Origin of the sequence: Paenibacillus sp. A14 (assembly GCF_036864815.1) — a bacterium.
Lineage (GTDB): Bacteria > Bacillota > Bacilli > Paenibacillales > Paenibacillaceae > Fontibacillus > Fontibacillus sanfengchensis.
This window is the reverse complement of sequence record NZ_JBAGJD010000019.1, coordinates 12,047-32,246: the sequence shown is the minus strand read 5'-3', so window position 1 is coordinate 32,246 and position 20,200 is coordinate 12,047. Positions and strand designations below refer to the sequence as shown.

The window sequence follows — 20,200 nt, the reverse complement described above, 5'->3', positions numbered from 1 at the left end:
ATTAACGGGTGAGGAGAGGTTCTCATGAGTGAAAAGATCGGGCGGCGCAGCGAAACGCGGTCCCGCCAGGCGTTTGAGGAAGCAAAAACGGTGATGCCGGGCGGCGTGAACAGTCCGGTTCGCGCTTTTAAATCCGTCGGTCTGACCCCGGTATATGTAGAGCGTGGAGCCGGTTCGCGCATTTATGATATCGACGGCAACGAATTTATCGACTATGTCGGATCCTGGGGACCGCTGATTATGGGACATGCCCATCCGGACGTTGTGCAGGCCCTGCAAGAAGCTACGGCCAAGGGCACGAGTTTTGGCGCCCCGACGCTGCTTGAAACGGAGATGGCCAAGTTGGTGGCCGAGCGGGTCCCGTCGATCGATATCGTGCGGATGGTCAGTTCCGGGACGGAAGCGACGATGAGCGCGATCCGTCTGGCCCGCGGCTATACGGGAAGAAACAAGATTATGAAATTCGAAGGGTCCTACCACGGCCACGCGGACAGCCTGCTCATCAAGGCCGGCTCCGGTGTAGCCACACTCGGATTGCCCGACAGTCCCGGTGTGCCGGAAGGCGTGGCGTCCAATACGATTGCGGTACCGTATAACGATTTGGCTTCCGTCGAGCTGGCGTTTCAGCGCTTCGGCGGCGAAATCGCCGGCGTGATCGTAGAGCCGGTGGCGGGCAACATGGGCGTCGTGCCGCCGCAGCCCGGATTTCTGGAGGGCCTGCGGAAGCTGACGACGGAGCATGGCAGCCTGTTGATCTTTGACGAGGTCATGACCGGGTTCCGGGTCGATAAACACTGCGCCCAAGGGCGCTTTGGCGTTACGCCGGATTTGACCTGCCTGGGCAAAGTGATCGGCGGCGGATTGCCGGTCGGTGCCTACGGCGGCAAACGCGAGATCATGGAGCAAATCGCTCCGGTCGGCCCGATTTATCAGGCAGGGACCTTGAGCGGCAACCCGCTGGCCATGACGGCGGGCTTTACGACCCTCTCGTTGCTGACAGCGGAAGTGTATGACCGGCTGGAGGCCTTGTCGGCCCGGCTCGAGGCAGGATTTATCGCCAACGCCAAGGAGAAGGGGATTCCTTGCCGGATTAACCGGGTCGGCTCGATGGTATGCCCATTCTTTACGGATGCGGAGGTCATTAATTACGATACGGCGAAGAGCAGCGACCTTGATATGTTCCGGCGGTATTTTGCCGCGATGATCGAGGAAGGCATCAATATTGCGCCTTCGCAGTTCGAGGGGATGTTCGTATCCGGGGTTCACACCGAGGCGGACATCGATGCGACGATCGAAGCGCACCGCCGTGCGCTGCATAAGCTGTGAGCGCGCCGGTTTCGGGAACCCGGCGGGGCGAATGGTACGAACTGATGCCGGGGAAGCTGAAACCTCTGGAGCCGGGGGGCCGCTATGAAGCGGCCCTCCTTTGGCTTTCGCGGGAGCTGGGGTTCCCGGCCAAGCTGCTCCGGGAGCTGGATGCGGCCGACGAGATCAAGCTGGCCGGGGATCGCCTGCGCCTGCGCTTGTTTCCGCCGCGGGTGTCCCAGTATGCCCCCGTGGAGCGGCCGGTCCGGATTTTGTACGAGGACGACTTTTGCCTCGTCGTGCATAAACCGGCCGGGCTGAAGGTGCATCCGGACGGGGCCGGTTCGCCGCCTACGCTGGCGAACCTCGTGGCGGCGGTGTTCGCGCAGCGGGGCGAGCCGGTCGCCCCCGGGCATATCCACCGGCTGGACGAGTACACATCCGGCCCGGTGCTCTACGCCAAGAACGCCATGGCGCAGCTGAAGCTGGACGCGTCCATGGCGCGGAAGGAGATCGGCCGGGTTTACACGGCGCTGGTGGAGGGGCAGGTCTCCCCGACCCTCCGGGTCATTCGCGAGCCGATCGGCCGGGATCGCCACCACCCCTCCCGGCGGCGGGTATCCCCGTCGGGCAAGGACGCGCTGACGCGAGTGGAGCTGGTCGAAACGTATCCGAAGGCCAGCCTGGTGCGGCTGACGCTGGATACGGGGCGAACCCATCAAATCCGCGTTCATATGAGCCATGCGGGTCATCCGTTGATCGGAGATACCCTTTACGGCGGCGGTTCTGCTCTTTTTCCGCATCAAGCGCTGCACGGCGAGAGCCTGGCCTTTCCCCATCCATTGACTGGGGAACGGATCTGTGTGGACGACCCCTGGCCGGATGGCTGGAACCGGTTGCTAGAACAATTGCAGCAAGGCGGGGACCATCATAAGACAAGCACGGCCAAAGGCCGGAATTGAGCCGGAATTCCGTTAAAAATCAGGCATGCACTCTATTTTCAAGCATATAGATAAAAACGAGCGATGATGGGGCCCTTCATTAGAGCGGACCCCAATCAGGTCTGGTTATGCTGAAAGGAGGCAACCTATTTGACGGATTCATCCTACGGTTTAAGGTTTGATATTTATGAACGCGTCCATTTGTCGGAACAGGTGACCGGTATCGACGAATTGGAGGAAATCGAGCTTTTTCCAAGAATCCAGGTCGTTCCGGGAGAAGAGTATGCTTCCCTCCGCGGCCATCTGCTGTTGTCGGGACTGTATCGGGGGGAAGGCGGTACGCATGAATTGGAACATTGGATCCCGGTTGAGATTACGATTCCGCTAAGCCGGGTCGGAAGGCTGGAGGATATTGCGGTCGAAATCGAAAATTTCGATGTAGACCTGCTAAGTGCCCGAAGCTTGAACATTACGGGGGTTCTATCGCTTCAGGGGATCGAAACCTCTTCGTTGACGGAGGAGCCGGAAGAGTGGAAGGACCGGGAGTTTGTAACTTCCCATGAACCTGCCCCTGAGGTACGCGGCGATGCGGACTTGGATCGTTCCAACCCGTGGGGGCGGGAATTTCATACCGGGAATGTCCGGCCGACTTACGCGGAGAATTTTCGCACTTGGGAACAGGAGGCCGAGCCCGGTTCGGAAGATGCGGACGAGCAGCCGCAGGTTCTGACGTGGAACAATGTGGATTCGCCGCTGTTTGCCCAGTCCGTTCTGGAGGACAAGGAGGCGGAATGGACGGAGGCGCCCCCCGGTTCGCGGGAACCGTCGGCCGAGGCTGCGGGCGGAGTGAAGGAAGAGCTGGACGAGGGCTTGCTTGAGAGAGCTCTGGACCCGGGCGAGGCGCATAGGGAGCAAGACCATTTCCTTTCCGAAACCGCCGCCGAAACAGTCCAACTCCAGAAGGAACGGGACCATACTGAGGACGCCCTTGGTTCTGAACCGACTCAAGTCGAGAATGAGGTTCCCGTCTTGGCCGAATCGGAACCGTTGGAGCATATCGGGACGGAGATTTTGGAAGAAAAGAATCAGATCCCACCGGAGCCCGCCGAGGAGAAAAAGGAATTGAAAATCGCCCTCGGCAGCAAAAAGAACGACGGAGGGCAGCATGACGACCACTTTGGGATCAGCAAGCTGCTATCCACTCAACGGACGGATGCCGAACCTGTCTACGAGGCTTCGGAGGAAGAGAACGTCCAGGCTGCGGCCCAGGATTCGGGGGATGGCGAGGAAGTGCGGTGGAAAAGTCTGTTTATCGGCAATACTGAGGAACAGACGCCTTTCCGTAAGGTCAAGCTGGTAATCGTCCAGCGTGAAGAGACATTGGATGAGATCGCGGAGCGTTATCAGCTCAGCACGCGGGAACTTCAGTTGTACAACCGCCTGAGCGAACAGCATCTGAATGAGGGACAGGTGCTGTATATTCCCTAATCCATGAGACGCGGACTATTGAAAGCTGCACAGTGAATTTGTGCGGCTTTTTTTGTTGTTTAAGAAACTCCGGAGTCCGTGATGCATTTAACGGGAGTTACTCCCGTTAATTGGGTGCCTTTGTGGCAGCAGAGGTGAATTATCTGGAGAACCTCCCGCTAATTCATCTGAAATCGAATAATTGGCGACTGGGATCGCGAAATAGCTGGAGCTTTTCCAGCTAATTTGGACTCAATGGACAAAAGTGGTAAATTAACGTGAGGTTTTCCCGTTACTGGTCTTTAAGTGGACAAATCGCCTAACTTACGCAAACTCTGCTGATAAAAGTCACCGGCCGGGCGGCTAGGAATCTGCTTCTGTCTCCATGAGAAGGACAAATGTCCATTTTTGAATCGTCAGGTTGACTCCGGGACATAATCAAGATATTATGAAAAAGATAAATGCCGCAATACCCATTATTAAAGACCAAGAACGGGAAGAGTAGGCAGTGAACCCTTCAGAGAGCGGAATCGATACGCTGGAAGATTCCGCAGGATACAGCTGGCCGAAGTCGCCCGGGAGTCGTCCGTTTGATCCATATCGTTCTGATATGCTAGACCGGGCCGGCCGCAGCCGTTATCTGCATGAGTGTCGCAAGCATAGCGAAACATTACGGGAAATGGCCATGTGGTTGCTTTGCCTGCGAAACAAAGGTGGTACCGCGAAAGTAAAGCCTTTCGTCCTTTGAGACGAGGGGCTTTTTGTGTTTTCTTGGCCCATCATCACAGAACCTCAAACTTAAATTGTGCCAAAGTCATTTCAAATGTAATGGAGGTCAGGTACAAATGACAGAAAAGCAAGAACAGCAACCCTTGTCGGCGGAAATGCCGACGACCTACGACCCGAAAGCGGCGGAGCAGAAATGGTACCGCTATTGGATTGAGAAAGGTTTTTTCAAAGCGGATCTGAAACCGGATGCCGAGCCGTATTCGGTCGTCATTCCGCCGCCAAACGTAACCGGTATGCTCCATATGGGTCATGCGCTGGGTACAACCATTCAGGATATCCTGATCCGGACGAAACGGATGCAGGGGTACAACACCCTGTGGCTTCCGGGTACGGACCATGCCGGGATCGCCACGCAGACGAAAGTGGAGCAGAAGCTTAGAGAACAAGGCGTATCTCGTTATGATTTAGGACGCGAAAAATTCCTGGAGAAGGTCTGGGAATGGAAGGATACTTATGCCGAGACGATCCATGAGCAATGGGCGAAAATGGGCTTCTCTTTGGATTATTCCCGCGAGCGGTTCACTCTGGACGAGGGGCTTTCCAAGGCCGTCCGCGAAGTATTTGTAAAATTGTATGAAAAAGGCCTGATTTACCGAGGCAAATATATTATTAACTGGGACCCGGCCGCACGCACCGCCCTCTCCGATATTGAGGTGGAATACAAGGAGGTCAACGGGCACCTCTATCACTTGAAGTATCCGCTTAAAGACGGAAGCGGTTCGATCACCGTGGCCACGACTCGTCCGGAAACGATGCTTGGCGATACGGCGGTAGCCGTTCATCCTGAAGACGAGCGCTATAAAGACATGATTGGCAAAATGTTGATTCTCCCAATCATAGGACGGGAAATTCCGATTATCGCGGATGAGTATGTCGACAAGGAATTCGGCAGCGGCGCCGTTAAAATCACCCCGGCCCATGATCCGAACGACTTTGAAGTCGGGATGCGTCATGATTTGCCGCAGGTCATCGTTATGGACGAGAGCGGAAAAATGAACGGGGAAGCCGGGAAGTATCAAGGCTTGGATCGCAGCGAATGCCGCAAGCAAATTGTGAAGGACCTTCAAGAACTTGGCGTATTGATCCGGATCGAAGACCATGTCCATCAGGTTGGACACAGCGAGAGAACCGGGGTAGTTATTGAACCCTATCTGTCGACGCAATGGTTTGTAAAAATGAAACCACTTGCCGAGGCGGCGATTGCGGAACAGAAGGCCAGTCAAGGCGTTCAGTTTGTTCCCGACCGGTTTGAAAAAATCTATATGTACTGGATCGAGAATGTTAGGGATTGGTGTATCTCTCGCCAACTGTGGTGGGGCCACCGCATTCCGGCCTGGTATTCCGAGGAAACCGGGGAGATGGTTGTTGCCCGTGATGAAGCCGAAGCGAAGGCTAAACTGGGCCGTGACGATTTGAAGCAGGATGAAGACGTGCTGGACACATGGTTCAGTTCGGCTTTATGGCCGTTCTCCACTTTGGGCTGGCCGGATACGGAAAGTGAAGACTTCAAGAAGTTCTTCCCCACCAACGTTCTTGTTACCGGGTACGATATCATTTACTTCTGGGTTGCCCGCATGATTTTTACCTCAATGGAGTTCACGGGCAAAAAGCCGTTTAGCGACGTACTGCTTACGGGACTCGTTCGTGATAGCGAAGGCAAAAAGATGTCTAAATCGGCCGGCAACGGGGTTGACCCGCTCGAAGTCATCGAAAAATACGGGGCGGACGCCATGCGCTATATGCTGTCCACGAGCAGCACCCCGGGGCAGGATCTTCGCTTCCATTGGGAACGCGTAGAACAGGCGCGCAACTTTGCGAACAAGATCTGGAACGCTTCCCGCTTTGCATTGATGAACATGGAGGGCGTCAAATTTGAGGATATCGACATCAGCGGAGAGTTGACCACGGCGGATCGTTGGATTCTGCATCGCTTTAACGAAACTGCGCGGGAAGTTACCCGATTGATCGACGCTTATGAGTTCGGGGAAACCGGACGCCAGTTGTACAACTTTATTTGGGATGATCTTTGCGACTGGTACATCGAGTTCGCCAAGTTGTCCCTGTACGGAGAAGACGCCGCCGCGAAGCGGAAGACCCAATCGGTTCTGGCCTACGTGCTGGATCGCACGCTGCGGTTGATTCATCCGTTCATGCCGTTTATTTCCGAGGAAATATGGCAGCACCTGCCGCATCATGGCGAAACGATTACGTTGGCGGAATGGCCTAAATATGATGCTGCGCTGGAAGCGCCGGACGCCGTTCAGGAAATGAACCTGTTGGTTGATATGATCCGGGCCGTCCGGAATATTCGGGCGGAAGTGAATGTGCCGATGAGCAAGAAAATCGAACTGCTCGTTAAACCGGCGAATGCGGAGTTGCTTGAAATCGTCAACCGGAACGCCCATTACATCAGCCGTTTCTGCAACACTTCCCGATTGGATCTGTCGATCGAGGCGGCGGTTCCGGACAAAGCGATGACCGCGGTGGTTACCGGAGCCGAACTTTACCTTCCACTTTCGGGGCTCATCGACATCAGCCAGGAAATCGCCCGGCTGGAAAAAGAACTGGACCACCTGAATAAAGAAGTCGAGCGCGTGGAGAAGAAGCTGGGTAACGAAGGATTCGTTTCCAAAGCCCCGGCCAAAGTCATCGAGGAAGAAAAGGCCAAGATGGCGGATTATGCCGAGAAGCGGGATAAGGTTCTTGCGCGGATCAGCGAATTGAAGGCTTAGGCTAAAGGATGCAACCAATCCGGCTGTAGTTATTCCCGGCATCGGGAGAGGCGCAGCCGGATGCTTACTGTCTGCTGTTTTAATGCAGGTTCATTCCATCAAAAATATGAAGGTGAATGCAATGGGGGTTCAAGTAGAAGAAGAGAACGGCGGAGCGCTGCGAAGCTATGGCGAGGCCGTCGATTGGATCAACGGTTTGATTCCATTTGGAATACGTCCGGGGCTTGACCGGATTCATAAGCTGATGGAGCGGCTTGGGAATCCGCACCGGCGTTTGAAATTTATTCATGTGGCGGGGACGAACGGGAAGGGATCTTCCTGTGCCTTTTTAACCCGCACATTGCTGGAATGCGGTTATAGCGTAGGGACATTTACCTCGCCGTATATTACCAAATTTACGAACCGGTTTCAGTATAATGCACAGGATATTCCCGAGGAGACGCTGCTGTCGCTCAGCAATCGGGTGCTGCCCTTGGTGCGGGATATCGCCGATAGCGAGCTGGGTTCTCCAACGATGTTCGAGGTCAGCACGGCCATCGCCATCCTTTATTTTGCCGAGGAATGCTATCCGGATGTGGTAGTATGGGAGACGGGCCTTGGGGGAAGGATGGATGTTACCAATATTGTGACGCCTATCGTTTCTTTAATCACGAATATAGGTTATGATCATACGGATATTCTCGGTGACACCATCGAGCAGATCGCCAGGGAGAAAGCGGGAATTATCAAGCCCGGTGTTCCGGTGGTCAGCTGTGTCGAGCAGCCCGAGGCCATCGATGTATTAAAAGAGACGGCAGCCAGGCAAAAAAGCACACTTTACTTGCTTGGCGAGCAGTTTTTCTATGAGCGGTCCCAATTGGGTGATCAAGGGCAGGAAATGCATTTTCGCGGACCGTTTCGCGACTTCCGGTTGAATCTCTCCATGCTGGGAGAGCATCAATGCAAGAACGCGGCCGGCGTGATGATGGTTCTCGAAATATTGCGGCAGTACATGGCCTTCGTGTTGGAGGACGGGGATGTTCTTCACGGCTTCCGGAAGACGGCGTGGGCGGGAAGGCTGGAGCGAGTGTCCGTGAATCCGCACATCGTGCTTGACGGGGCCCATAACCCCGAAGGGGCGGAGTCGTTGGCAAAAAGCCTGAAGGAGACGTTTCGCTACCGCCGGTTGATTTTGATGATGGGGATGTTGGCGAATAAGCATCATCGTGCCTACCTGGAGCATATATTACCTATAGTGGATACGCTTATACTGACCGAGCCCGATTTCCGTCGAAAACTGGATGCGGGCGCGCTGTATGATCTGGTACTGGAGCTGAAGGATTCAGTGGCGAAACCCGGTCTGGAAATCGTTGTGGAGCGTGATTGGAAAAAGGCGCTTGCGCTTTTGGCGTCACGGACGGAACCGGAGGATCTTGGGGTGGTCACCGGGACGCTGTATATGATCTCGGATGTGCGGGCAACCCTTTTGCATCAAACCGATTCTGAAAAAGGCTGGTGAATGGAAATTGCTGAATACAACTGAACAACATGTGCATTTTATCGGTATCGGTGGCTATGGTATGAGCGCTATTGCCCGGGTGATGCTGGAGATGGGGTATACCGTGACCGGATCGGATGTCGCTTCCCAGGAACTGACCGAGAAGTTGGCCGCCAAAGGGGCGAAAATTTATATTGGACATACCGCCGAGCATGTGCACGGCGCCGATCTTGTCGTTTATTCCACGGCGCTTCCAAAGGATAATGTGGAGCGTCTAGAAGCGGAGGAGCAAGGAATTCCGATCTTGCACCGTTCGCAGATGCTGGCCCGTTTGCTGAATGAACGGCAGGGCGTCGCGGTTGCCGGCGCGCACGGCAAAACGACGACTTCGTCGATGATCGCGCTGGTGATGGAGCAGTGCGGCACGGATCCGACTTACATTATCGGCGGAGAAATTATGGGGATCGGAACCAACGCCAAGGCCGGACAAGGGCGCTTTGTCGTCGCCGAGGCGGATGAGAGCGATGGGTCCTTTCTCCAATATCACCCTTCAATGGGCGTCGTCACCAACATCGAGGCGGATCATCTGGAGAATTACGGAGGGGACTTTGCCCGGTTAAAAGAAGCGTACGTCCAGTTTTTGAACCAGACCAAGCCGGACGGAACGGCGGTCGTTTGCGGAGACGACGCCAACATTAAGGAACTTCTTCCCAATCTCAACTGCCGCGTGATCACTTACGGCATGGGAACGGGTTGTGATTATTCGGCAGATGCCGTTAAGCTGGGTGACCGCCACGTCACTTTTATCATGAGAAAGGGACAGCAGGAATTGGGGATGATCGAGCTTTCCGTACCGGGTAAACATAATGTTTATAACGCTATGGCTACAGTCATCGTCTGTCTGGAGGCGGGCATTCCCTTTGCGGACATCGCGTCAGCGATTATCGGCTTCCATGGCGCAAAGCGCCGGTTCCAGGTGCTGGGCGAAAAAGGCGGCGTTCTCGTCATTGACGACTACGCCCATCATCCTACGGAAATCGAGGCCACGATCGCCGCAGCGAAAGCGACGGGTAAACGGATTATCGCCGTATTCCAGCCGCAGCGGTATACGCGTACGTTTTTCCTGCTGGATGCGTTCAGCCGGGCGTTTGGCGAAGCGGATGAAGTGATCATTACAGACATTTACTCTCCCGCCGGCGAACAGCAAATCGAAGGGGTTCATTCCTCCAAGCTGGTTGATCTCATCAAGCAGAACAGCAATGCCGGGGCCCGGTATCTTCCGACGAAACAGGATGTGATCGCGGATCTTCAGGGCCGGCTTCAACCGGGGGACCTCGTTCTTACGATGGGTGCCGGCGATATTTGGAAGGTTGGCGATACGCTGGCCAAAACTTTATCCGATTAATGGAAATAGACGAAAAACCTCGCGGGCAGCGAGGTTTTTCTTGCGGTTTGGCATATAAAGGACCACACGCTCATATGGTAACTTTAGAAGAATGGACAAGGAGCGTGCGGACAGTGGATAAGGCCAAAATGACATTCCGTTTTGACGATGAGCAGCAGCGGCGGCGGGACATGAAGGAGTCCGCGTTATATGCGGCCCCGGCTGCCGAAGCGAAGCCGGAGATGTTGCCAGCGGTTGGAGAGCCGGCGATGCCTATGTCCGGCGGGCAGCCGCGGTCTCACGAGGAGCCGCCTCCCGGAGGAGGGATCACCTACCGTCCGGTGGAAATCGCCGACGACTGGAACGACCCGTTTTCGGATTATACCGGAACGGGAGGGGCGATCCTGCCGTCATATACCACCCGAAAATCAAGGACATCGTGGTGGAAAGTGGCGGGATCCTTGACCGGTGCGATCGTTACGGGCGCCCTGTTCGGATTCGTGGTCTTGTCCATGTTTAGCGGGAATGTGAGCGTCCCCATCCCGGGGATTACCGTCCCCGATCGTTCCTCGGCCGGACAGTCTGCGGAGATTCCTGTCTTTGGGCAAATCGGCGGGGAGCTTGGGGAGGAGGACGATAAGGGGATGCCGGTAACCATCGCAATGCCGGGGCAGACCTATCATTTTTTGCAGTACGGCGTATTTTCCACGGCGGAAGGAGTCGAACTGGCTCAACAGGAACTGGAGGCATCCGGCATCGCCGCCGCCAGGGATACCGTTGACGAGAAGCGGGTATACGCCGGGGTTTCTTCCGACCGCGAACAAGCCAAATTGTTAAGCGGCCAGCTTAAAACGGCGGGAGTCCACCTTATCCTTCATGAAATTGCTCTTCCTTCTTCCGCCGAGCTCGTTTATAACGGGGACGTCACCGTCCTGGAGCGTTATTTTGCCCGGAGTGCGGAGTTGATCGATTGGCTCGGTACATTGTCCGCGTCCCGCCTGGTGGAGGTCAAGCCTCAACTATTGACGGCGGAGGAACAGTCGGAGCTGGGGGAGCGCCATCAGCGATGGACGGAAAGCGCGGCGGCGGTGCGTGAGCAACAGCCCGAGGCCTTCGCGCAAGATGTAGGGAACCTGGAAAAGGCGATGAACAGCGCCGTCGAGGCGATGGCCGAATACCAGAAAACGGGGGCCAAAACGCTGCTTTGGGAAGTGCAGGATCAAATTATGGGCTTTATATTAGGCGAACAAAAAATGCTAGGGAGTCAAGATTAGATCATGGCTTCACGAGCATATAAAACGGCAGGAATGGTAATACCTTCCCCTGCCGTTTTTGTGTTTGTATTGCTGCTAAATAAACCTTATAATAATGAAGTGTCAAAAAATGGCGAGGGTGACAGTGTCAGAACTGTCGAATCGTTATCACCGTCAGAGTCCAGCGGCCGGCATCATGAAGGAAGAGAGGCTTCCTTTAGACAAGCCGGCTTCGAAAAAGGAGAGTAGTGCATCTTGGATGCTACCATAACCCGACGCATCATCCTGGCTTCGACATCCCCGCGACGCCGCGAGCTTGTCGCTTCTTTGCATATTCCGTTCGACATTGTTCCCAGCCATGCCGAGGAGACGACTCCCGAGGGCTGGGAACCGGATAGAATCGTAACGGAGCTCGCCAAGCGGAAGGCTGAAGCCGTATACCGCCAACTGGATGACGGGGACCGGCACGGCGTGATCGTCGGTAGCGACACGATCGTCGTCAGGGACGGAGCGGTTTTGGGCAAGCCGGCGGACGCACGTGAGGCCGCCTCGATGCTTCGTTCACTGCAGGGTAGAACCCATCAGGTGTATACCGGGGTAGCTTGCATCGACAGCCGCACCGGCGCCAGCAAAGTGGATTACCGCATGACCGTAGTGACGATGAGAGCTTTGCGCGAAGAAGAGATTGAAGCGTACGCCGCAAGCGGTGAAGGACTCGACAAGGCCGGCGCTTATGCGATTCAAGGCTTGGGGGCGACGATCGTCACCGGGATCGAAGGGTGTTACTTTAATGTAGTCGGATTACCGTTGTCCTTGCTCGCGGAAATGCTGGCATCGTTCGGAATTCAAGTGTTTTGACCAGTTAGGGAAGAGATAAAGCATATCCTTCCGAATCGTGACTTTGTCGTAAGGCCGTTATGGCTTTGCTAATACATTCGGAAGCGAGGGATCGCATTTGGTAGATGCATCAACCTATATGCTGCGTGACATTCCCAATGAGGAGCGCCCCAGAGAGCGTATGCTCCGCTGCGGGGCGGGAGCTTTAAGCCAGACGGAGCTGCTGGCTATTTTGCTGCGGACGGGGACCCGTCGTGAATCGGCGATTCATATGGCGCAGCGGCTGCTCGGGGAAATCGGCGGCATTCGCGGCATGATGGACCTGAGTCTGGAGGAATTAACGAATATGAAAGGGATCGGCCCCGCCAAGGCCGTCCAGATTAAAGCCGGCATCGAGTTGGGTCAGCGGCTGGCCAAAACCCGGCTGCCCGAGGCGCAGGTAATTCGCAGCCCCGGCGACGCCGCCGACCTGCTTATGGAAGAGCTCCGATATTTACAGAAGGAGCACTTCGTCTGTTTGTTTTTAAATACGAAAAATCATATCATTGCTCAAGAAACACTGTCGATCGGAAGTCTTAACGCCTCGATCGTTCATCCGCGGGAGGTATTCCGTGCCGCTATCAAATGCAGCAGCGCCTCCCTCGTCTGTGCCCATAATCATCCCAGCGGCGATCCGACGCCAAGTCCGGAAGATATCCGGATGACCCGGCGGCTCATGGAAGCTGGCGAAATCGTAGGCATTGACGTGCTGGACCATATTGTGATCGGAGACGGGAAGTTCGTCAGTTTGAAGGAGCAGGGCTTGATGTAATATAATCGATAAGATATAGAAGGAAAGGGAGATACAGCATGTTTGGTGGCTTTACGAAAGATTTGGGAATCGATTTGGGAACGGCAAATACCTTGGTTTATACGCGTGGAAAAGGCATTATCGTGAGAGAGCCTTCGGTAGTCGCTATTCATACCGATACGAAAAACATCGTCGCGGTCGGCGAATCGGCCAAGAAAATGATCGGCAGAACGCCGGGAAACATCCGGGCGATTCGTCCGATGAAAGACGGCGTGATCGCGGATTTCGACACGACGGCTACGATGATCAAATATTTCATTCGCCAGGCACAGAAGCAACGTTCTTTGTTTCAACGCCATCCTAACGTGATGGTTTGCGTTCCTTCCGGCATTACGGCCGTGGAACAACGCGCCGTGGAGGACGCGACCAAGCAGGCCGGAGCCCGCGAGGCTTACACGATCGAGGAGCCGTTTGCCGCGGCGATCGGGGCGGATCTGCCGGTCTGGGAACCGACCGGCAGCATGGTGGTGGACATCGGCGGCGGTACGACCGAGGTCGCCGTGATTTCGCTGGGCGGCATCGTGACCAGCAAATCGGTGCGCGTGGCCGGGGATGAAATGGATGAATCGATCATCCAATACATCAAACGGCAATATAATTTAATGATCGGGGAAAGAACGGCCGAGCAGCTCAAGATGGATATCGGATCCGCACTCGCTTTGGAAAAGGTGGAGACGTTGGAAATCCGGGGCCGCGATCTGGTGAGCGGCCTGCCCAAAACGATTACGATCACTTCGGATGAAATTTCCGAAGCGCTTAGCGATACGGTAAACGCGATCGTCGAAGCGGTGAAAGTCACGCTGGAAAAATGTCCGCCCGAGCTGGCCGCGGATATTATGGATCGCGGGATTGTGCTGACCGGTGGAGGCGCGTTGCTCCGCAATCTCGACAAACTGTTGGCCCGCGAAACGGGCATGCCGGTCATCGTCGCGGAGAATCCGCTGGACTGCGTGGCGATCGGAACGGGCAGAGCCTTGGACAACATCCATTTGTTTAAGTCAAAAAGCAGCTCGGCCCTCCGCTCCAGACGCTAGGCCGAAATGAAACCCTTGGATAAAGCGGCGCCGTCCAGACCGGACGGCCAGGCCGTTTTTCTCTGTTTTTATAGTGAGTAACTTGAAATGGGAGAATTTAGTAAGGTTGGAGGGTGCTGAAACTGTTTAAGCTGCTGGGCAACAAAAGACTGTTTATTTTGTTGATGGGACTTATTCTTTTTATTGCGGTCATGGGCTTCACCCTGGGATCCAGAGCCGGCTTGTCCTGGCCCGAGAAATTTGTCAAGGACACGGTCGGTTTCGTGCAATACGTATTTTACAAGCCTACTAGCTATGTGGCGGGTTTGTTTGAAGATATTTCTGAACTGCATGCCCTGCAGGAAGAGAACGAAGAGCTCAAAATTGCGCTCTCCCACTATACGCGCGACAAAGCCCGTTTTAATTTTATTGAGCAGGAATACACTCGGCTGCAAAATGATCTTCATTTTACCGAGGAGCAGAAAAAACTGTATAAGTATGAATGGAAGATTGCCCAGGTTATCAGCGTGAATGATGATCCGGTCAATCAGACCATCGTTGTCAATCTCGGCAGCCGTGAGGGCGTCAAAGAGGGAATGGCGGTTCATTCGTCCAAAGGCCTCGTCGGCATTGTCAGCCGCGTCAGCAGGCTTACGTCGACGGTGAAGCTGATCACGACGATGGATGCGCGCGACCCGAATTCCAACGGAATTGCCGTTACGGCCCAAGGCAAGGAAAACTCGGTGTTTGGCGTCATCGAATCCTATGACAAGAAGACCGGAACGTTTCTGATGAGCCGCATTGAAGATCCAAAGCCGTTGGCCAAGGAGGACCTGATCGTATCCTCAGGGATCGGCGGCGTATTCCCCCGGGGAATGATTATCGGGAAGGTCAAGGACATACAAGTGGGCGAGTTCGGATTAACCTATACAGCGACGATACAACCCGCGGCCAGCTTTACGGACTGGAAGGAGCTGTTTATCGTGTTCCCGGAGGCTGAGAGTGGTGAATAAGCGCAGAACGATCCTGATTTTGCTTCTGTTCCTCCTCTTTATACTGGAGGGCACGATTCTCCCCTGGCTCATTCCGGCGGCGTGGGAAACCCGGATTAATCCGCATCTGGTTTATATCGCCATCTTATTTTTCTCCGTTTATGAGGATCGCCATTCCGGGCTTATTCTGGGGCTTTGCTTCGGCTTGTTGCATGACGTCGTTTATTATGGCGCGATGGTCGGAACTTATTCCTTTGCTATGGGCCTTTGCGGCTATTTGGTCGGATTGTTGTCACGAAGCAAGCAAACTCCGCTGCCTTTGATGCTGATTTTTGTCATCACCGGAAGCCTGCTCTTCGATTCGATTGTTTTCGGCACCTATTCGCTGTTCGGGGTGGTGCATGAGCCGTATTCCTGGGCCATGATGAATCACATCATTCCCAATGTATTCATCCAATTTTTGTTTGCTTTGATGATCTATGTACCTCTGCGGAAGCAGCTCGAGATTATTACGAAACGCCGTTCCCCCGAGGAAAAGGCCTGACTTTTCGGCACATTTCAAGGGAAACTAGCAGGAACTTTCCGCCTCCTGCACGAAATGAATAGGGGGGAGGGACAGGCTTATGACAGTAAAGTCGAATCATGTTACGATTAAAGGCATCAAAGATGGCCTGGTTTTCCTGCTGGACGACAAGTGCGACTTCGGAGCTTTGCTTGAGGAATTGCGTTATAAACTGGAACATAGCCATCAAAACATATTGACGGGTCCGATTATTCATGTTGACGTGAAGCTGGGAACTCGGATCGTGAACGATGAACAGAAAGAAATGATTCTTGATATATTGAGCCGGAAAGGAAATCTGCTGGTTCGTTCCGTGGAAATGCCCGAGCTGATGCCGGCGGTAGACCCGATGAAGTCGCTGACGACCATGACCGGGATCGTCCGCTCGGGACAGGTCCTTCACCATGAAGGAAACCTGTTGTTCCTGGGCGATGTTAACCCGGGAGGAACCGTGGCTTGCACGGGAGATATTTTTATACTCGGCGCTTTGAGAGGTATGGTGCACGCCGGGCTGAAGGGCAATGAGGAGGCGGTCATTGCGGCCTCCTATTTGGCGCCGACTCAACTGCGGATCGCCGAGGTGATCAGCCGCCCTCCGGATGAATGGGAAAACCGGGAGACCAGTATGGAGTTCGCTTTTCTGCGTGACGGGAAGATGCAGATTGATAAAATAGGGAACATGTTTCGAATTCGGCCGGATTTTAACGCGTTTAAAGGGGTGTAATCTATGGGAGAAGCTATTGTGGTCACATCGGGGAAGGGCGGCGTAGGCAAAACGACAACCTCGGCAAACATCGGTACGGCGCTTGCGCTGCTTGGCAAGAAAGTATGCCTGGTGGATACGGATATCGGTTTACGCAACCTCGATGTCGTGATGGGTCTGGAAAATCGCATCATTTACGACCTGATCGATGTAGCCGAGGGCAGATGTCGGTTAAATCAGGCGCTGGTGAAGGACAAGCGCTTCGATGAACTATACATGTTGCCCGCGGCGCAAACGAAAGATAAAAACGCCATTTCGCCGGAACAGGTGAAGGATATTGTCCTGGAACTGAAAAAGGACCATGAATACGTGATTATCGACTGTCCGGCCGGGATCGAGCAGGGATTCAAGAATGCGATAGCCGGAGCGGACCAGGCCATTGTCGTGACCACGCCGGAGCATGCCGCCGTTCGCGACGCGGACCGGATTATCGGGCTGTTGGAAAGCTCGCATATTTCCTCGCCCAAACTGGTCGTGAACCGGATCAGGCCTAATATGGTCAAGTCGGGAGATATGTTGGAAATCGAGGATATTCTTCAGGTGCTGAATATCGATCTGATCGGGATCGTTCCGGATGACGAACTGGTCATCAAAGCGGCCAATTCGGGCGAACCGACGGTGATGAACCCGGATTCCAGAGCCGCCATCGCCTATCGGAACATCGCCCGCCGGATTCTGGGCGATACAGTTCCGCTTATGCTGCTGGATCAGAAAAAAGGCGTGTTTACGCGGTTTAAAAAGTTTTTTGGAATGGGTTGATTTTCGTTGTTCTTTAAATTAAAAAAAGTGGATTGGCCGATGGTCGGCGTTCTGGTACTTTTTATGGTATTCAGCGCCTTGCTGGTCCGAAGCGCAATCGCGCCTTACGAGACCCAATTCAGGGCATACGATCTGAAAACCCTGGCATTTTATTTGGCAGGGTTTGTTGTTGTTTTCGGTATGGCTTTAGTGGATTACAGAACTCTTTTAAAGTACAGTTGGTATATTTATGGGGCGGGTTGTGTATCGCTCGTTGCGGTGTATTTGTTGGCCCCGGAAATCAACGGAGCCCGCAGTTGGTTCGTACTGCCCGGGGGCCTGCAATTTCAGCCGGCGGAACTCGTGAAGATCATTCTGATTTTGGCGGTAGCCTACATGCTGGGTCAGCGGGAAGGGCAGCCTCTGCGCTTTCGGCGCGATATCGTTCCGATCACGGCCGTGACGCTGCTTCCGTTCTTGCTCGTTCTGATCCAGCCCGATCTGGGGAACGCCATCATTTACCTCGTTATTCTTATCGCGATGCTATGGATCGGGAACACGAAATACAGCCATGTGCTGATCGGTCTGACCGCAGTCATAGCGGTGCTGATCGCTTTCGTAACGCTGTTCCATGTGTATAATACCCAAATTCATGATTATTTGGAGAAGCATCAGAAACTGCACTGGTATCAGCGGATCAACACGTTTATTAACCCGGATCAGGCCTCAAACGATGACAAGCACCAATCCAATTACGCGAAGATCGCGATCGGTTCCGGCGGTTTGACGGGAGACGGATATATGAAGGGGGAACTGAAGAATAAAAAGTTCGTCCCTTACCCCTACTCCGATTCCATCTTTGTCGTGGTCGGCGAGGAGTTCGGCTTCCTGGGCTCCGCCCTGCTGCTGCTCGTATATTTCCTTTTCGTCTACCGGATGATACTCATTGCGATGCATTGCATAGACCGGATGGGCGCTTATATTATCGTGGGCATCGTGGCGATGTTTCTGTTCCAAATTTTCGAAAATGTCGGGATGATGATCGGATTGATGCCGATTACGGGGATTACTCTCCCGTTTATCAGTTACGGAGGGACCTCCTTGCTGATCAACATGCTCTGTATCGGTTTGGTGTTCAGCATCAAACTGCATCAGGAAAAATATAAGGTCGATTAACTACCGGGGCCGGAAGGCTCCGGTTTTTTTGCTTGAGCTTCCGAACTCCGCCGGACGCCGGCGGCTTGTTCATATTTCGGCCAAGCTCCTCATACATATATAGCACTAGATGCGACCGGGAGGGTGCGGAGATGGACGTAAAATCGAATGTTCGAAAGCGACGCGAGGAACGCATCAGGCAATTGACGGCCGGAGATTTGGCCGGTACCGGCCAGATTTATGCTTTTGACGACGCCCAAGGGGGAGGAAGGGATCGTGGGAGAACGGAGGAGCACAGCCCTTCGGTTGTCCATCAACAGCCCGCAAGGGCGGATTACGATCCCGATCCTGATCCGGAGCTTCTGTGGAAGCGGGGAAAAGGGCGATGGAACGACAAAACGGAGGTTTTTCCTCCCGGAGGGGATGGGGGGGATACGGAAAGAAAGCGCCGTTCTTTTGGGTCGTCCTTGTGGGTTCGTACGGTCCTAAGTGCGATTCTGTTTGCGGGAATATGGGGGGTTGACCGGTTTCAGCCGGACTGGTCCTTACCTATTCGCGCTTTTGTGGCCCAGTCTTTGACGCAAGAAATGGATTTTGGGGCCGCTGAGGCCTGGTATGAGAAGATTTTTGGCGGTCCGCCTACCTTTATTCCAATATTCAAGCATCATGAAGAACAGGGGCTTAAAGTTGATGCCCCGAACGGTTTTGTCCCCCCGATCCAGGGCACGCTCGCCGAGCCCTTTGTGCTTAATCTTAAGGGTGTGGAAGTCATCCCCGGCGCAGATTCGGGCGGCGGGGCCGAGGTGAAAAGCATAGAAACCGGGCGTGTACTTAACGTGACGAATGACGCGTTGACCGGCACGACGGTGACGGTTCAGCATGCCGAAGGATATGTTTCGGTTTATGGTCACTTGGAGAAGCTTGCCGTCGGTAAAGGGGATTGGGTGGAAGGAGGCGATCTGCTCGGAACTTTGCCGGCTTCCTTGGACGACGCGCATCCTACCTTGTATTTCGCCCTGAAAAAGCAAGATCGGTATATCGATCCTACGGATGTGATTTCATTTGAATAATTGGGGCGGAATGCGGATATCTTTTCATCCTTTGTTCGTGCTGGTGATGCTCGCTTCCGTTTTTACCGGGCATTTTATCGAGCTTGCGGCCCTGTTTGCGATCGTGTTTGTCCATGAACTGGGCCATGTCGCGGCGGCCCGGATGTTCGGGATACCCGTGATATCGGTGCAACTGCTTCCCTTCGGCGGCGTGGCGGTGATGGAAGATACCGGCCGCCTCAGCTCGGCCCGGGAGATGATCATCGCTTTGGCCGGTCCGGCCCAAAATGTGCTGCTGATCGGAATCTCCTGGCTGCTTCATGCGGGCGGGCTCTGGGAAGGCCCTTTTTTCGCTTATTTTGTGGAGTGCAACTTGCTTATCGCACTGTTCAATTTGCTGCCGATTTTGCCGCTGGACGGTGGTAAAGTTTGTCAATCCCTGTGCGGGATGTTCCTTCCGTTTCATCCTACACTGGTATGGTCGATCCGGATCAGCCTGGCGGGCAGCGTGCTTGTCGTTTTATATTCGGCGCTGCCTCTTCTCCTCGGAACCGGCCCGCTTCATTTTAACCTATTGCTGGTAGGCGTTTTTTTGCTCTATTCCAATTATGTCGATTACCGGAACATTCCTTATCGTTTTGTGCGTTTTTTGGTGAACCGGGAGGGGGCTTTCACCCGCCATCTGATGTACGGGAGTTTGGCCCAACCCATTATCGCCGATAGATCGAAACCTTTGGATCAGCTTTTGCGTCTTTTCAGGAGAGAAAAGTATCATTTTATATATATCATGAACCTGCAGGGACAAATTGTGGCGGTAGTGCCCGAACAGCGGGTAATCTCCTCCTATTTGCGGGGCGACCCGGGCGCCTGATGCAGGAAGCCGTGGTATAATA

At 54.2% G+C, this 20,200-nt stretch carries 17 protein-coding genes and 1 other annotated feature; all 17 genes read left to right on the top strand.

Annotated features, from left to right (window positions below; translation table 11 throughout):
• Positions 1-24 precede the first annotated feature (24 nt).
• The 17 genes from hemL (at position 25) to V4U88_RS25530 (ending at position 20,178) form a co-directional block, all read left to right on the top strand.
• Entirely contained in the window at positions 25-1,326 is a 1,302-nt protein-coding gene (gene hemL / locus V4U88_RS25610) for a glutamate-1-semialdehyde 2,1-aminomutase (protein ID WP_334076027.1), read from the top strand.
• A complete protein-coding gene (locus V4U88_RS25605) occupies positions 1,323-2,267 on the top strand; it encodes an RluA family pseudouridine synthase (RefSeq protein WP_416367298.1) in 945 nt (314 codons plus the stop codon). Before hemL ends, V4U88_RS25605 begins: the two co-directional genes overlap by 4 nt.
• 129 nt (positions 2,268-2,396) lie before the next feature.
• Entirely contained in the window at positions 2,397-3,734 is a 1,338-nt protein-coding gene (locus V4U88_RS25600) for a LysM peptidoglycan-binding domain-containing protein (protein WP_334076026.1), read from the top strand.
• A gap of 458 nt (positions 3,735-4,192) precedes the next feature.
• Positions 4,193-4,461, top strand: a binding site (T-box leader).
• Between the two features lie 97 nt (positions 4,462-4,558).
• On the top strand, positions 4,559-7,234 hold the full coding sequence (locus tag V4U88_RS25595; RefSeq protein ID WP_334076025.1) for a valine--tRNA ligase: 2,676 nt from the start codon (positions 4,559-4,561) through the stop codon (positions 7,232-7,234).
• 121 nt (positions 7,235-7,355) lie between these two features.
• Positions 7,356-8,732 (top strand): bifunctional folylpolyglutamate synthase/dihydrofolate synthase, encoded by a 1,377-nt coding sequence (locus tag V4U88_RS25590; RefSeq protein ID WP_334076024.1) that lies wholly within the window; start codon positions 7,356-7,358, stop codon positions 8,730-8,732.
• Between the two features lie 10 nt (positions 8,733-8,742).
• Positions 8,743-10,116, top strand: coding sequence for a UDP-N-acetylmuramate--L-alanine ligase (murC, locus tag V4U88_RS25585; protein ID WP_334076041.1), 1,374 nt, complete (start codon positions 8,743-8,745; stop codon positions 10,114-10,116).
• Between the two features lie 113 nt (positions 10,117-10,229).
• The gene (locus V4U88_RS25580; RefSeq protein ID WP_334076023.1) at positions 10,230-11,369 is read left to right on the top strand and encodes an SPOR domain-containing protein; all 1,140 of its coding nucleotides are present in this window, start codon (positions 10,230-10,232) and stop codon (positions 11,367-11,369) included.
• 234 nt (positions 11,370-11,603) lie between these two features.
• A complete protein-coding gene (locus tag V4U88_RS25575; protein ID WP_334076022.1) occupies positions 11,604-12,206 on the top strand; it encodes a Maf family protein in 603 nt (200 codons plus the stop codon).
• Positions 12,207-12,324: 118 nt separating this feature from the next.
• Positions 12,325-12,996, top strand: coding sequence for a RadC family protein (gene radC, locus V4U88_RS25570; protein ID WP_334076021.1), 672 nt, complete (start codon positions 12,325-12,327; stop codon positions 12,994-12,996).
• Positions 12,997-13,034: 38 nt separating this feature from the next.
• Positions 13,035-14,069 carry a rod shape-determining protein gene (locus tag V4U88_RS25565; protein WP_334076020.1) on the top strand — a complete coding sequence of 345 codons (1,035 nt, stop codon included), beginning with the start codon at positions 13,035-13,037 and terminating at the stop codon, positions 14,067-14,069.
• A gap of 113 nt (positions 14,070-14,182) precedes the next feature.
• Positions 14,183-15,061: a rod shape-determining protein MreC gene (gene mreC, locus V4U88_RS25560; protein WP_334076019.1), complete on the top strand. Its 879-nt coding sequence runs from the start codon at positions 14,183-14,185 to the stop codon at positions 15,059-15,061.
• Positions 15,054-15,584: a rod shape-determining protein MreD gene (mreD, locus tag V4U88_RS25555; protein ID WP_334076018.1), complete on the top strand. Its 531-nt coding sequence runs from the start codon at positions 15,054-15,056 to the stop codon at positions 15,582-15,584. The genes mreC and mreD overlap by 8 nt, the downstream gene beginning before the upstream one ends.
• Positions 15,585-15,663: 79 nt before the next feature.
• Positions 15,664-16,326 carry a septum site-determining protein MinC gene (gene minC / locus V4U88_RS25550; RefSeq protein WP_334076017.1) on the top strand — a complete coding sequence of 221 codons (663 nt, stop codon included), beginning with the start codon at positions 15,664-15,666 and terminating at the stop codon, positions 16,324-16,326.
• A 3-nt stretch (positions 16,327-16,329) separates the two neighbouring features.
• Positions 16,330-17,124 carry a septum site-determining protein MinD gene (gene minD / locus V4U88_RS25545; protein WP_334076016.1) on the top strand — a complete coding sequence of 265 codons (795 nt, stop codon included), beginning with the start codon at positions 16,330-16,332 and terminating at the stop codon, positions 17,122-17,124.
• A 6-nt stretch (positions 17,125-17,130) separates the two neighbouring features.
• Complete coding sequence (locus V4U88_RS25540) at positions 17,131-18,279, top strand: FtsW/RodA/SpoVE family cell cycle protein (RefSeq protein ID WP_334076015.1); 1,149 nt, start codon at positions 17,131-17,133, stop codon at positions 18,277-18,279.
• A gap of 131 nt (positions 18,280-18,410) precedes the next feature.
• On the top strand, positions 18,411-19,328 hold the full coding sequence (locus tag V4U88_RS25535) for a M23 family metallopeptidase (protein ID WP_334076014.1): 918 nt from the start codon (positions 18,411-18,413) through the stop codon (positions 19,326-19,328).
• On the top strand, positions 19,321-20,178 hold the full coding sequence (locus V4U88_RS25530) for a M50 family metallopeptidase (RefSeq protein ID WP_334076013.1): 858 nt from the start codon (positions 19,321-19,323) through the stop codon (positions 20,176-20,178). The genes V4U88_RS25535 and V4U88_RS25530 overlap by 8 nt, the downstream gene beginning before the upstream one ends.
• The last annotated feature ends 22 nt before the right edge of the window (positions 20,179-20,200 follow it).